Below are 14,747 nucleotides of genomic sequence, written 5' to 3' on the forward strand. Positions count from 1 at the left end.
AAGTTACTAAGTGCTAACTATTTTTTAACTTGCTTATCCATATCTTCAATTTTTACTTTCCAGATTTCTGGACCTGTCACGTGAGCAGATTCACCTGTGCTATCAACCGCAACAGTTACTGGCATATCTTCTACTTCAAATTCATAAATAGCTTCCATGCCCATGTCTTCAAAGGCTACCACTTTCGCTTTTTTGATTGCTTTAGAAACTAGGTAAGCAGCGCCACCAACGGCCATTAAGTACACTGACTTATGGTTTTTAATGCTTTCACACGTAGCTGCGCCACGCTCTGCTTTACCGATAGAGCCTAACAAACCTGTTTCCGCTAACATCATTTCGTTGAATTTATCCATACGTGTTGCTGTTGTAGGGCCTGCAGGACCTACTGCTTCATTACCGATAGCATCAACAGGACCTACGTAGTAAATAAACTTGTCAGTGAAATCTACGGGTAACTCTTCACCTTTAGCTAACATGTCTTGAATACGTTTATGTGCTGCATCACGACCAGTCAAAATAGTACCGCTAAGTAATACGGTTTCGCCAGTTTTCCATTCGGCGATGTCAGCTTTTGTTAAACCATCAACATTGACACGACGGACATTTTCGCCAACTTCCCACGTAATTTCTGGCCATTCCTCAAGTTTAGGTGGCGTTAAATCGGCAGGACCTGAACCATCAAGGTGGAAATGTACATGACGGGTAGCAGCACAGTTCGGGATCATAAACACAGGCTTAGACGCTGCATGTGTAGGTACAGACATGATTTTCACGTCAACCACAGTAGTTAAACCACCTAGGCCTTGTGCACCAATACCTAATTTATTAACACGTTCAAAAATTTCTAAACGTAATTCCTCTTCAGCATTTTGAGGACCACGTTCAATTAAGTCTTGAATGTTTACCGGATCCATTAAACTTTCTTTAGCAAGTACGCCCGCTTTTTCAGCCGTACCACCAATACCTATGCCTAACATACCAGGTGGGCACCAACCTGCCCCCATTGTTGGTAAGGTTTTAACAACCCAATCAGCAACAGAGTCAGAAGGATTTAACATCACCATTTTAGATTTGTTTTCACTGCCGCCGCCCTTAGCGGCAATCATCACTTCAATATGATCGCCAGGCACTAATTCAATATGTACAACAGAAGGCGTATTGTCTTTAGTGTTAGTACGTTTGCCCGCAGGATCGCCAACAATAGAAGCACGTAATGGATTATCTGGATTTAAGTAAGCACGACGAGTACCTTCATCAACCATTTGCTGCACTGTCATATCAGTTTTATCCCACTGAACAGCCATACCCACTTTAACAAAACAAGTAACAATACCTGTATCTTGGCAAATAGGACGTTTGCCTGTAGCCGACATACGTGAGTTAATAAGAATTTGTGCAATTGCGTCTTTTGCCGCTGTGCTTTGCTCTTTATGATAGGCTTTTTCTAGCGCTTGAATAAAATCGAGCGGATGATAATAAGAAATATATTGAAGCGCATCTTCAATACTATCGATTAAGTCTTGTTGCTTGATAATTTTATGGGACATGTTGCTCTCAGCTTTCGTTAAAAATGTAAATTCATTTGGGTATATAAAATGTTTCCATTATAATACCTTTCTATTGAAACTGCTGCTAGTAGCCAATAGCAAAATATGTAGATTTATACCAAGTCCATTAAGTTAGTTGCCACTCAGAGCTTGCCAGCGGTTTGAGAATAAATAGAATTTTTTACCTATAGTTATTCTATATGAAAGAAATTCTGTGCGGTTATCATATCACTGGAAAGCTCCCAAAGGGCGAGTTTAAAAGGTCTATATGCGGCGTTATTGATTTTGATAAGGGAATAATCATTATCTTCAATCAATGCCTAGCCTCTAAACCTTTTAACTCTCGCTGAGTGAGAAGAAACCTATTGGAATTGGTATTATACTCAACATAAACCTAACAAATACCTAATAAATTAATAGGTCAATTAGTAGAGTGACTATCACCTTGCATTCCAATACCTTGCCTTCATTTAATCCATTGACTCTTTCAGTTGAAAAATTCACATTAGAAAATGGAGTTACTCCATTAGACTTATTTACGCCGTTATCAAATAAACCTTGGTCTATTTGGTTAGATTCAGGGCAAAGCCAACATATTGATGTTTGTTTTGATATTCTAGTATGGCAGCCCGAAGTTACTCTATGTACGCACGGGGATAAAACAACGGTGTGTTATATAAAGACAAATAACACTTATATCAGTGAAGAAGATCCATTATATTTATTAGAAAAAGTTCAACAACAAGTTTTATCACCGCTTTCTACCTCACAGCAAAACCTTCCATTTTTAGGCGGTTCTTTAGGCTATTTTTCTTATGACTTAGGTCGACGGTTCGAGAAATTACCAACACAAGCAGAGCAAGATATAACACTGCCTGAAATGGCTGTTGGTATATATAGCCAAGCAATAATATTTGATCATAAACAACAAGAGTTTTATTTAATTTGCCCTCCTGAAAAACGTTCAGAAATAGAATGTTTTATTCAAACTTTATTGGTAAATAAAAAAAGTCGACCATCTGAAACTAAAGAACAAAATTTCACCTTAACATCCAGTTGGCAAAGTAATATGGATAAAGCCACCTACACAGAAAAATTTGAACAAGTTCAAAACTATTTACTGTCAGGCGATTGTTATCAAATTAATTTAGCACAACGTTTTAAAGCACAGTATCAAGGTAATGAATTTGAAGCTTACTGTGCACTAAGAACTGAAAACAAGGCCCCCTTCTCAGCTTTTATTCAATTAGAAAATGCGAGTATATTAAGTGTTTCACCTGAGCGTTTTTTACAAAAAAAACAAAACAAGATTCAAAGTAAACCTATCAAAGGTACTATGCCTAGAAGTACTAATGAAAAAATAGACAAACACAACGCATACATATTAGCTAACTCAATAAAAGATCGTGCTGAAAACTTGATGATTGTTGATTTACTTCGCAATGATATATCTAAAGTGTGTAAACCTGGTACAGTTGTTGTACCTAAACTATTTGATATTGAAAGCTTTCCAGCAGTACACCATTTAGTGAGTACAGTAGAAGGTGAAATTGCCGAACAAAATAGTGCGAGTGATTTATTACGAGGTGCATTTCCAGGTGGTTCAATTACAGGCGCCCCAAAAATTCGCGCTATGCAAATTATTGAACAACTTGAACCACACAGACGCAGCGTATACTGTGGTAGTATTGGTTACATTTCAAGCTGTGGTACTATGGATACTAATATTACTATTCGTACATTAATTTGCGAAAAAAACCAAGAATCCACAGCAACTGCATCTAATAATATATATTGTTGGGCTGGCGGTGGTTTAGTTGCTGATTCTATTGCATCAAGTGAATATCAAGAAACGTTTGATAAAGTAAACTGTATTTTGCCTGTGCTACAAAAGCTGGGGAAATAGAAGGAAGGTAGTAATGGATAAAAATGAATTTCTCTTTAGGTTTCATCTGAAACAACACTTTGATTCTTGTCATACATACCAACATCAAGCACCATTAAAGTCGGCTGCTGTATTGATTGCTTTATTTGATGGCAGTAACAGTAATAATAACAACACCGACGACCCTTTCTCACCTGATGGTTTACAAGTATTATTAACTAAAAGAGCAAGTCACTTAAAACATCACCCTTCACAAATTAGTTTTCCTGGCGGTAAAGTAGAATTAACCGATACAGATTTAGTTCATACCGCATTAAGAGAGGCACAAGAAGAAGTGGGATTAGATCCTAAAGCGGTTAGTGTTATTGGACAACTATCTAATTATGAAATTATCAGTGGTTATCAAATTACACCAATTGTTGCCATGATTAACTCTATTCAAACGTACCAAAAAGATGAAAACGAAGTAGATGAAATATTTCATGTGCCGCTGAAATACTTTTTACAAGATGAAAACCACCATATCGTCGAATCCTATCGGAATGGCCGTCATCACAATGTCCATTTTTATCCTTACCGACACTATAATATATGGGGAGCAACAGCTTCCATGATAAAAGACTTAGTCACGCGAATAAAATAATATAGGTTGTAACAAGTAACAAATTTCAGCTATCATCATGTAAATTAATAACAACAAAATATAAGATTATTCAAATTTTATTCGGTATTTACTTATGATTAGTGTATTTGATATGTTTTCAATTGGCATTGGGCCATCTAGCTCCCATACAGTTGGTCCGATGAAAGCGGCCAAGCTTTTTGTGGATTCACTTAAAAGTGAGGCATTACTTACTAAAACAACTCGGGTTAAATGTGAATTATTTGGTTCGCTCGGTCAAACAGGAATTGGTCACGGCACAGGTAAAGCTGTGATTTTAGGATTATCAGGTGAAGCTCCAGAAAGTATTCTAGTAGACTCCATTGATAAAATTCTTGCACAAGTAGTAGAAACTAAAAAGATTAAACTTGATGGTAGTCATATCGTCAACTTCCCTAAAGATAATGCCATTATTTATCATCATAGAAAAACATTACCTGCGCACGCAAATGCGATGACTCTTTTTGCCTATCAAGACGAAACCCTTCTTTTAGAACAAACATATTACTCTATTGGTGGCGGATTTATTGTACAAGACATTGACTTTGAAAGAGAAAAAGATAAAGCATTATCATTACATGAAAACATTGATAAACCACATAAGTTTACTAATGCCGCACAGTTACTAGCAATAGCCCAAGAAAAAGGCCTTAGTATCAGTACAATCATGATGGATAATGAAAAATGTTTAAATGATGAAGCATTTATTCGTACTAAATTGATAACAATTTGGCAAGCAATGCGCAGCAGCGTAGATCGTGGTATAGCCACTGAAGGCATCTTACCTGGTGGTTTAAAAGTGACTCGCCGTGCACCTGCTTTATATCGCTCTTTAATGGTAGAAAGATCGAATGATCCATTAACAGCGATGGATTGGGTCAACTTATTTGCGCTTGCTGTTAATGAGGAGAATGCGGCAGGAAGTCGTGTTGTTACAGCACCAACAAATGGAGCTGCAGGTATTATTCCTGCGGTATTATGTTATTACGACAAATTTGTAAAACCTGTTTCTGATGATGATTGTAGTCGATACCTTCTTACGGCAGCAGCTATTGGTATTTTGTATAAAACGAATGCTTCTATTTCTGGCGCAGAAGTAGGTTGTCAAGGCGAAGTAGGTGTTGCTTGTTCCATGGCTGCTGGTGCATTAACTGAAATTATGGGTGGTACACCAATCCAAGTAGAAAACGCAGCAGAAATAGGTATGGAACATAATTTAGGCCTAACCTGCGATCCTGTTGGTGGTTTAGTTCAAGTACCCTGCATTGAGCGAAATGCAATGGGTTCAGTAAAAGCCATTAATGCTTCTAGGTTAGCACTTCGCGGTACAGGTACATCAAAGGTATCTTTAGATAAAGTAATCAAAACTATGTGGGAAACAGGTAATGATATGAAAACTAAGTATAAAGAAACTTCTCGCGGTGGCTTGGCGGTAAATATTACAGAGTGCTAATACACCGCCAGTATAAAGTTTAATTAATTAATAATTTAGCTAGTCGATGGCTTATTTAGTTGGTAATTTTATATCAGCAAACATTTCATCGACTTCTGTATTATTTTTTAACAACATAGCCTGAGTAACAACATGTTTATTTAGGTGTGGAGCAAAACGTTCAATAAAATCAAACATGTAACCACGTAAGAAACTACCACGTCTAAAGCCTATTTTAGTCGTACTGGCAGTAAATAAATGACTCGCATCAATAGTAACAAGATCATGATCAATTTTAGGATCAATTGCCATAGTAGCAATGACACCAATACCAATACCTAAGCGAACATAAGTTTTAATTACATCAGCATCTGTCGCTGTAAAAGCAATTTTAGGTACAGCACCCGCTTTTTCAAAAGCAGAATCTAATTCAGAGCGTCCTGTAAAACCAAACACGTAAGTAACTAAAGCATATTTAGCAATATCTTGAATTGTTATATCTGTTTTTCGTGCTAAAGGATGGTCTTTGCAAACAATGATACTGCGATTCCAATGATAGCAAGGCAGCATGACTAAATCGTTATACAGATGAAGTGATTCTGTCGCAATAGCAAAGTCAGCATCGCCTTTTGCTGCTGCATCACTAATTTGTGCTGGCGTACCTTGAGACATTTGTAGTGATACTTTGGAATATTTTTTAATAAAGCCTTGTATCACTTCAGGTAAAGCATATCGTGCTTGTGTATGCGTAGTCGCGATACGTAACTTTCCTTCATCAGGTTGAGTATGCTCACGAGCAACAGCTTTTATGCCTTCAACTTTTGATAGGATTTGTTGAGAAATGTTAATGACTTCTTGGCCTGCAGGCGTAACATGGGTTAAATGTTTTCCACTACGTCCAAAAATTTGAATTCCTAATTCGTCTTCAAGCATTCTAACTTGTTTAGAAATACCTGGTTGAGAGGTGAAAAGCACTTCTGCCGTAGCTGAAACATTCAGGTTATTATTCAGCACTTCAACGATGTAGCGCAATTGTTGCAATTTCATATATATACCAAAGCCAAGATTTTTAGGAACACTCTTAGACCAAAAGGATATACTTAATTGAACATTTATTCCATGTTAAATTGCACTTTTTGTAAATAAAATTCAACATTAACGGCAAAACTCTCTAAAGATTATTTTATTATAAAATATAACTTACAATAAAATAATACAAAAGCGATTAATTTTCATCCTAACTAACAGATTAATTTTCCATCTTAGTTTTTAAATTTTAGTTTCAAGATTAAGTAGCTGAATTAAATCTCATAATTAAATGTAAGTTAGGCTTTGCTAAACATGACATTTTTTGTAGACTGACTGCTATCAAAGTGGATAATTGTTCACATTATTAAAACAAGAGCTTTAACATGATTACTATTATCATAGGTTTACTCGTCACCCTCGTTGTATTTGTTGTGGTTATCAGTGGCTTTCAACAACATAAAGAAAAACAAGATGCAGAAAAAAGAGTTAAAGTAGCAAAACAAAAAGCCATTATGGATGAAAGCGAAGAGCTTATCCTTAATTTAGTGAACCTTCCTTCTAGTCCTAAAATAGCCCAAATATTAGCGAATAGAAGCCTAAGTGCGGCAAAAATAATGCATGAATTAAGACCTGACGTAAAAGGCCTTGAAAGTAGAATGGCCGACCTGACAGCTCAAATCAAAGCAGCAGAAGAATTAGCTGCTAATCAAGGCAGCGAAGAAAATTTTGTATTGCCGGATAATGAACAACAAGTATTAGCGGTTCTACAGTGCATCAAAAAACTGCGTGTGATAATAAAATCAGAACAAAAAAAAGGTGCTCTTGCTCCTCAAACCTTTACACAAGAAGATCAACGCCTAGATGCGATGCAATTAAAAATTAATATAGAAAGTTTAATGAAACGAGGTGTTCAAGCACAAAATAAAGAAATGTTTGGCTCTGCTCGTCAATACTTTGAAAAAGCATTACAAACAATGGCAACTCACCCAATAAAAACCGAGTATATCAATACCAAAAATAGTGAAATTGCACAAAAACTAGAAGATATAACAGACTCATTAAAAGTAACAAATGCTTCTGATGCCGCAAAAAAGGCTAAAGAAGAAGAAAATGAATTAGATATTTTATTTCAACCTAAAAAGAAATGGTAACAGTGCTAAGCTACCTGCCTATAGATTAAAACTAAGCCAGCTTTTGCTGGCTTTTTATTACCGCTTTACCCAGTGAGACTATAACGTGGAAAAATACAATTCCATTACACTAAACTCCTTCTTACGTAGAACGGTGAAGGCATATGCTTTAAAATCTCATATAAGAGAACAAGGCTGCGAGCTAAAACGTATTGGTCGATCACGCCACTGGCTTCTTACCGCAAGCTTTGACCAGCTACAGGCAATAATTACCTATATAGAGTCATCAAATGAACCTAGTTGGTCATGGTTAACCAAATTATTAAGAAATGAGTATCAACACTTAAGTCATGATGAACTACTTAGGATTGCATCAACAATAGAGAAAGTCACAATTAGTGCTCTTATTGCTAGAACTGACTGTACCATTGCTCAAGCAAGGCAAGTTATTGATGAATTAGAAGGGTTAGATTAGAGCTGTTACTTGAAGTAAGCGGTGAGCCTTGAGTTAATGATGACGAAAAATTTATTAATAAAAATAACGTCAACTTTTAACACTCATGGCCCACCACTATAAAAATCAATCTTCTTTAGCTACTGATTTTTTCTTTGTCGCTACTTTCTTTTTAGCTACTTTTTTCTTAGGCTTAGGAATATCTTCAACCCATTTACCGTCGATGTACTTTGCGGTCCAACCTGTTGCTTTTGGCTTATCATCAGTCAAAATTTCAGTCATAACATATTGTTCTTTTGTTTTACGACTGTAACGTACTACCGATAAGTTACCTTCATGGTCTTCAGCAGGCGCATCGGCTAAGTAGTAAAATTTAGAAGATATTCTATCTCTAAAACGTTTTAACTCAGCAACTTTTGGCGCTCTTGTTTCACGCGAGCGAGGGAAAGTGTTGGCCGCTAAGAAAATTCCAGCAGCACCATCTCGTAATACAAAATGAGCATCAGATTTTTCACACTCAAGCTCAGGCAATTGAACAGGATCTTCTTTTGGCGGCGCAGCTTCACCGCTTGCTAACAACTTACGCGTATTTTTACATTCATCATTAGTACAATCAAAATACTTACCAAAACGACCTGACTTTAACTCCATATCAGCTTCACAACGATCACACTCTAATACAGGACCATCATAGCCCTTAATTTTAAATGTGCCCTGCTCCACTTCAATGCCATCACAGATAGGGTTATTACCACAAACATGTAATTTACGTGTTTCATCAATAAGGTAACTATCCATTGCTGTATTACACTTTTGACAACGATGCATTGCTCGTAGAGCTTCAGTTTCTTGATCTTCAGCCAAAACACTAACGGCTTCTTCACCTGGTGTTAAGTTCATGGTGGTTGTACAACGCTCTTTAGGCGGCAAGGCATAACCTGAACAACCTAAAAACACACCTGTAGACGCCGTTCGAATACCCATTTTACGACCACAGGTAGGACAGTCAATATCCGTTAATACCGGATTATTATTTGGCATTCCACCTTCTTCAGAGTCCATATTAGCCAGCGCTAATTTTTCACTAAAGTTTTTATAGAATTCATCTAAAACACTTTTCCAGTCAAGTTCACCTATGGCTATAGCATCAAGCTCTTGTTCCATATTCGCAGTAAAGTCATAACTCATTAATTTTTCAAAACTAATAGAAAGACTATCGGTAATTATTTCACCCATTTTTTCAGCATAAAAGCGTTTTTTATCTAAACGTACATAGCCACGATCTTGAATGGTTGAAATAATAGATGCATAGGTTGATGGTCGACCAATAGAACGCTTTTCTAACTCTTTAACGAGTGACGCTTCACCAAAACGAGCTGGTGGCTTAGTAAAGTGTTGAGTTGGTTCTAAATGATCAAGTGTTAATACTTCACCTACCGCTAAGTCAGGTAAATGTTTATCATCACCTTTAGCAAGTTGTGGATGAACACGCGTCCAACCATCAAATTGCATTACACGACCTTTAGCTTTTAAATCAAAATCCGCAGCACTAATGGTTAGCGTGCTAACAGTATAACGGGCAGCAGTCATTTGACAGGCAACAAACTGGCGCCAAATTAAATCGTAAAGCTTTTTAGCATCAGCATCTATACCTTCCATAAATGCTGATTCAACTTTCACATTAGATGGACGAATCGCCTCATGCGCCTCTTGAGCACCTGCTTTTGAACCATATACTTTCGGTTTTTCAGGAAGATAGTTCTCCCCAAAACTCTTACCAATAAAAGTACGACACATTTCAACCGCATCTTTACTTAAATTAGTTGAATCGGTACGCATATAAGTAATGTGACCAGCTTCATATAAGCGTTGAGCTAACCCCATTGTACGTTTAACACCGTAACCTAATTTAGTACTTGCTGCTTGTTGTAACGTAGAAGTAATAAATGGCGCAGAAGGCATACTTTTTGAAGGTTTGTCTTCACGTTTACTAACTACATAATTTGCAGGTTTTAAAACGGCTAATGCTTTGTCTGCATCTGCTTTATTAGTCGGTTTAAACGCTTTACCATTTTCATGAGTAACATCTAAGGTTAATGCTTCTCCAGAAGTAGCATGCGTATCGGCAATAATATCCCAAAATTCTTTAGGATCGAATGCTTTAATTTCTCTTTCTTTTTCAACAACTAATTTAACAGCAACTGATTGAACACGCCCAGCCGATAATCCTCTAGCCACTTTTTTCCACAACAAAGGGCTAACCATAAAGCCAACAACACGGTCAAGAAAACGACGTGCTTGTTGAGCATTAACACCAGGCATACTTAATTCACCTGGTGTTGCAAACGCTTGTTGAATAGAACTTTCAGTTATTTCATTAAAAACAACTCGGCGAAATTTATCGTCATCGCCACCAATCAGCTCTTTTAAATGCCATGCTATCGCTTCTCCCTCGCGATCCAAATCGGTTGCGAGATAGATGGTGTCAGCTTTTTCAGCAAGTTTTTGAAGTTCAGATACAACTTTTTCTTTACCGGGAAGTATTTGATAATTAGCGGCCCAATTTTTCTCTGGGTCTATTCCCATACGATTGACCAACGCTAATTTATCGCGCTTCGCTTTATATTTAGCTTTTGCTTCAGGTGCCATTTTACGCACTTCTGCTGGTGATTTAGCGGCGACTTTTTTACCCGTACTGCTGTGAGGTAAATCGCGAACATGACCAACACTCGACTTTACAATAAAGTCTTTACCTAAATATTTATTAATTGTCTTCGCTTTGGCTGGCGACTCGACAATAACAAGTGATTTTGCCATAAAAATTTGTAATCCTGCTTATTCGACAGTTTATCTACACATGAAGATAAATTAATTTTTGTTTTATTATTCATTTATTGTTTGAGCTAAAAAGTGCGAGCATGCCCTTTAACCTCACTCAAACAAAGATAAAAATAGTTTCATTTAAAAAATATGGGTTGCATACCTATTTATACATATATCTATAAATATGCAAATTAACAAGTATTTATTTTTTGAGCTTACTTACTCGCCTATTACTAAAGACTGCTTTTGGCTATAATAACCAAAGACTCATACCAAGTATTAACATCAAGCTTAATTACACTACTTAATACCCATTTGTGCGCAATCATAATCGACTTTGCCAGAAAAAATAAGGGTTAAATTCTAAAAAACTAATTTAAGCTTGTAATTTTTAATAATTAAAACCGCTTATAGAGATAAATATGTCGCAATTATCCGAACAACTAAAAAATAAATTAACACAATGTTTATGCCCCCCTGGTAATGGTGTTTTTACCGTAAATACGGCCAAAGAGCGTAAAGAGCAGCTACACCAAACAATCTTTGGTCAAGCCACCGGTATTGACGATTTATGGAAAAGTTCGTTAGACGGGCTTTCTGATGCATCTAACGCCGTTATTTTAGGCGTAGCATCAGATTGCGGCGGTGGAATATTACGTGGTGCTAATTGGGGCCCTTTATTTATTCGCAGTACATTGCTTGAAAACTACCCTGAGCTGAACACTTTTGATCTAGGAGATGTTCGTGTTATTCCACATTTGCTTTCAGATAAATATTTAAACGAAGCCACCATCGCTAATTGTCGTAAAGCTTTGTATCAAAATGTTCAGAGTGACTATTATGTTAGCCCTTTAAGCATTACTGAAGACGTTCTACATGATTTTTATGCTACATTTCCTGAAAAGGGTATTTTTGGTTTAGGAGGCGATCATAGTGTCAGCTATCCTTTAACAAAAACATATTTACAAGCTAAAAAACAACAAGGTAAGCGTGTCAGCATTATTCACTTTGATGCACACACAGACTTATTAATAGAACGTTTAGGTATCGATTTATGTTTTGGATCTTGGTGTACTCATATTTTAAATGACTTACCTGCACCTGAACATTTAATTCAAGTGGGCATTCGTTCAAGTGGTAAACCTAAATCTCATTGGGAAAGCACTTTTGGCGTAAAACAACATTGGGCACATGAAATTAAAGATTTAGGTATAGAAACAGTTATTAGTAATATTCTTGCCCAATTAGCACAACAAAATATTGATGAACTTTATGTTAGTTTTGATATTGATGCTATTGACGACAGTTATGCTTCAGCTACTGGAACGCCAGAGCCTGACGGATTAATGCCACAAGAGGCCATGCAAATATTGCAAGCCATTGCAGCGAAATACCCTATAACAGGTGCAGATATGATGGAGATAGCACCGTTTACAGACAGCTCTGGCTTAGGGATTATTAGTCAAGAAAAAACATTAAAAGTAGCAGGTGAAATTTCTGCATTTTTATTGAAAGCGATGGCGTAATAAAAAATGGTTAAATAATGATTACAGAAGGCAAATATTTTTTCCCAATTTAGATAATTATTTTTTATTGCCTTACTATTTAGCATCTTTAACTTTTTATTGAGTAACAAACATAAAATGGCTCCTAATGGAGCCATTTCTTTAACTATAACTATTTATGTTAAGTCGTTAATTTGCATCTGAACATGAACTTGAACTACCAAAAGGGCCAGTGGGAAAGATAAAGGCCGCTGGAGGTACATTTTCGTTGAGTACATCTTCAGAAAGAACACTTAAATTAAAAAGAGCATTAGCAAAGCTTTCTGTACCTTTAACTCGCGTAGAAACAATTAATTCTATTTTAACCCAGCCACCATAAACTTCGGCATACTCTATATCAATTAACGCTCGACCTTGTTCATCAGTTGTAACAGTACCTTTAGCATTCACAATATTGCCCGGCGTTAACTGTCCATCACCATTAATATCTTCCTCATAAAGAATATCATCTAAAATACCATTTATATTAATATCTTCATTAGCACAGGTTGCAAAAGGTTGGACTACGTAAGAGATAAACTCACCACTTTCATCAAGCTCTTTCTGCCAAAGGCCTTTGGTGTATTCTTTAGGAATGGCCGAAACAGTTAAGTCAATATTTGGAATAGGATTTGAATCTATATCAGTTACAAACACGGAATACTGCTTATTATACGTATTAATATCTGACTGCAAAATAGTATTACCTGTGCCTAAAGCAATAAATACTTCACGATCTGCAACCGTTATATTAACCGCATCAGAAATTTCAGGTGACGCACCTCTAACTTTTGCTTTAATCGTTATACCATCATGGGCAGAAGTACTATTAGAAGTATAAACTGTTGAAGCACCACCATTACTATCAGTTACTGCAGAAGCAGGATAAATACTACCATTAGTAACATCATCCAAATCAAAATCAACGGCTTGATTTTTAACTAAATTACCAACCGAATCTCTAACAATGACAGAAATCGTTGATGTTTGTTGATTAGGCCCAATTGAAATAGGAAACGCTTGTGCTATTAATCGATGTGGTTCATCAGCAACAAATTCAAATTCGAGTTGGTTATGTAATTCAATTACTTTGCCATTGTCATTCGTTGTACCGATAAAAGTTAATATTACTTTACCTGCATTGTTGGATGTTAATGTTGCTACTGCTTGACCTGCTTCAGTTACAACCGAAGCTTCTTCTAAAGAGCCTCGGGTTGCAGTAAAGCTTACAGTACCATCAACAGGAACACCTGCTCTTAACCAAGTTAAAGTAATACTTGCTGTTTCTGATAATGGCACATCTGGCACTGTGGTAACTGACGGGTCAATAGCATTACTCCCGTTAGAAAAGCCAGTAATTAGAAAAGTATCGGCTTGAACACTAACCTCTTCTTCAACGGTAGCACCAAAAGCGCTAGCAATAAGACTATTTGTACCTTCGCTAGTACCGGCAACTGTTAATTGAACTTGGCCATTAGCATCTGTTCTGATTTCTCCAGTCGGTAAGGTAATGTTTGCAACATTACCTCCAACCTCAGTTGGTATACCAGATAATGACAAGTCAACTAAAGCTCCCGCCAAACCATTCCCATCAGAATCTAATAACTTAACCGTGTAGTTATTAACATCATCTACGGCTAAAACCGAAGAGCCTGTCAGCGAGATTGTAGTACCGACAACAAGTATATCTAAATTATCACTAACACTATCGCTTTTGACACTGACCGAAATAACACGATTTTTACTATCTGTTTCTGTAGCTAAGTTTCTAACAACCTTACCGTCGGTACCAGTGACATCTGAAGTGATACTATTACCTTCATCATCTATGACAAAACCGATATCTCCTGATGTTGAGCTAAAATTGATACTAACACCTTCAAGTAAATTATTATCAGCATCTTTTGCTATAGCAGTTAAAAGAATCACTTCTGCTCCACTTGAAGCAAGTTGTTGGGAGCTAGCTAATAATGTAATGCTGCTAGCTGCGACGGTAGTTGAATCAGGATCTGTTGTGTCAACTGCTTCACCACCTACTGAAAACCCCTCACCACCGCCACCACATGCAACTAGTGTAGTTAACGTCATTAATAACAGTGTGAAACTAAAGCGTCGAAGTAACTCCATAAAAGGTATTCCTATTGTCTTTTGATTAATTTACATAAATCATATTAACTGATAAATAACAAAAAAGTACAATTTAATCCCTTAAATTCTCCAAAAAAGCTTAAGCTTCAAGCAA

The 14,747-nt window shown here is 36.6% G+C and carries 10 protein-coding genes; 6 read left to right on the forward strand and 4 right to left on the reverse strand.

What is annotated here, in order from left to right:
* Nucleotides 1-17 precede the first annotated feature (17 nt).
* On the reverse strand, nt 18-1,547 hold the full coding sequence (locus GQS55_RS13710) for a fumarate hydratase (protein WP_159821050.1): 1,530 nt from the start codon (nt 1,545-1,547) through the stop codon (nt 18-20).
* Between the two features lie 433 nt (nt 1,548-1,980).
* Between GQS55_RS13710 and pabB the strand changes: the two genes are divergently transcribed.
* From pabB to GQS55_RS13725, 3 genes are all read left to right on the forward strand, one after another.
* Nucleotides 1,981-3,453, forward strand: coding sequence for an aminodeoxychorismate synthase component I (gene pabB, locus GQS55_RS13715; RefSeq protein ID WP_159821051.1), 1,473 nt, complete (start codon nt 1,981-1,983; stop codon nt 3,451-3,453).
* A 13-nt stretch (nt 3,454-3,466) separates the two neighbouring features.
* Nucleotides 3,467-4,075: a CoA pyrophosphatase gene (locus GQS55_RS13720; protein ID WP_159821052.1), complete on the forward strand. Its 609-nt coding sequence runs from the start codon at nt 3,467-3,469 to the stop codon at nt 4,073-4,075.
* Between the two features lie 94 nt (nt 4,076-4,169).
* Nucleotides 4,170-5,546: an L-serine ammonia-lyase gene (locus tag GQS55_RS13725; RefSeq protein ID WP_159821053.1), complete on the forward strand. Its 1,377-nt coding sequence runs from the start codon at nt 4,170-4,172 to the stop codon at nt 5,544-5,546.
* A gap of 51 nt (nt 5,547-5,597) precedes the next feature.
* Here the strand turns inward: GQS55_RS13725 and cysB are convergent, their stop codons facing one another.
* Entirely contained in the window at nt 5,598-6,572 is a 975-nt protein-coding gene (cysB, locus tag GQS55_RS13730; RefSeq protein WP_159821054.1) for an HTH-type transcriptional regulator CysB, read from the reverse strand.
* Nucleotides 6,573-6,937: 365 nt separating this feature from the next.
* Between cysB and GQS55_RS13735 the strand changes: the two genes are divergently transcribed.
* Nucleotides 6,938-7,705: a hypothetical protein gene (locus tag GQS55_RS13735; protein WP_159821055.1), complete on the forward strand. Its 768-nt coding sequence runs from the start codon at nt 6,938-6,940 to the stop codon at nt 7,703-7,705.
* 85 nt (nt 7,706-7,790) lie between these two features.
* A complete protein-coding gene (locus GQS55_RS13740; protein WP_159821056.1) occupies nt 7,791-8,159 on the forward strand; it encodes a ribosome recycling factor family protein in 369 nt (122 codons plus the stop codon).
* A gap of 105 nt (nt 8,160-8,264) precedes the next feature.
* On the opposite strand, the gene topA is transcribed toward GQS55_RS13740, so the two are convergent.
* On the reverse strand, nt 8,265-10,955 hold the full coding sequence (gene topA / locus GQS55_RS13745) for a type I DNA topoisomerase (protein WP_159821057.1): 2,691 nt from the start codon (nt 10,953-10,955) through the stop codon (nt 8,265-8,267).
* Nucleotides 10,956-11,383: 428 nt separating this feature from the next.
* Here topA and GQS55_RS13750 point away from each other — a divergent pair, with 428 nt between their 5' ends.
* Nucleotides 11,384-12,487 carry an arginase family protein gene (locus GQS55_RS13750; protein WP_159821058.1) on the forward strand — a complete coding sequence of 368 codons (1,104 nt, stop codon included), beginning with the start codon at nt 11,384-11,386 and terminating at the stop codon, nt 12,485-12,487.
* A 168-nt stretch (nt 12,488-12,655) separates the two neighbouring features.
* Here the strand turns inward: GQS55_RS13750 and GQS55_RS13755 are convergent, their stop codons facing one another.
* Nucleotides 12,656-14,632 carry an Ig-like domain-containing protein gene (locus GQS55_RS13755; protein WP_159821059.1) on the reverse strand — a complete coding sequence of 659 codons (1,977 nt, stop codon included), beginning with the start codon at nt 14,630-14,632 and terminating at the stop codon, nt 12,656-12,658.
* Nucleotides 14,633-14,747: the final 115 nt, after the last annotated feature.

The sequence above is a fragment of the Colwellia sp. 20A7 genome (genome assembly GCF_009832865.1).
In the GTDB taxonomy this organism is placed as follows: domain Bacteria; phylum Pseudomonadota; class Gammaproteobacteria; order Enterobacterales; family Alteromonadaceae; genus Colwellia.

Excerpts from the sequence above, each read along its gene's own strand:
- GQS55_RS13710 (WP_159821050.1), bottom strand. The coding sequence starts at position 1,547 with ATGTCCCATAAAATTATCAAGCAACAAGACTTAATCGATAGTATTGAA.
- GQS55_RS13720 (WP_159821052.1), top strand. The coding sequence starts at position 3,467 with ATGGATAAAAATGAATTTCTCTTTAGGTTTCATCTGAAACAACACTTT.
- GQS55_RS13725 (WP_159821053.1), top strand. The coding sequence starts at position 4,170 with ATGATTAGTGTATTTGATATGTTTTCAATTGGCATTGGGCCATCTAGC.
- cysB (WP_159821054.1), bottom strand. The coding sequence starts at position 6,572 with ATGAAATTGCAACAATTGCGCTACATCGTTGAAGTGCTGAATAATAAC.
- GQS55_RS13735 (WP_159821055.1), top strand. The coding sequence starts at position 6,938 with ATGATTACTATTATCATAGGTTTACTCGTCACCCTCGTTGTATTTGTT.
- topA (WP_159821057.1), bottom strand. The coding sequence starts at position 10,955 with ATGGCAAAATCACTTGTTATTGTCGAGTCGCCAGCCAAAGCGAAGACA.
- GQS55_RS13750 (WP_159821058.1), top strand. The coding sequence starts at position 11,384 with ATGTCGCAATTATCCGAACAACTAAAAAATAAATTAACACAATGTTTA.
- GQS55_RS13755 (WP_159821059.1), bottom strand. The coding sequence starts at position 14,632 with ATGGAGTTACTTCGACGCTTTAGTTTCACACTGTTATTAATGACGTTA.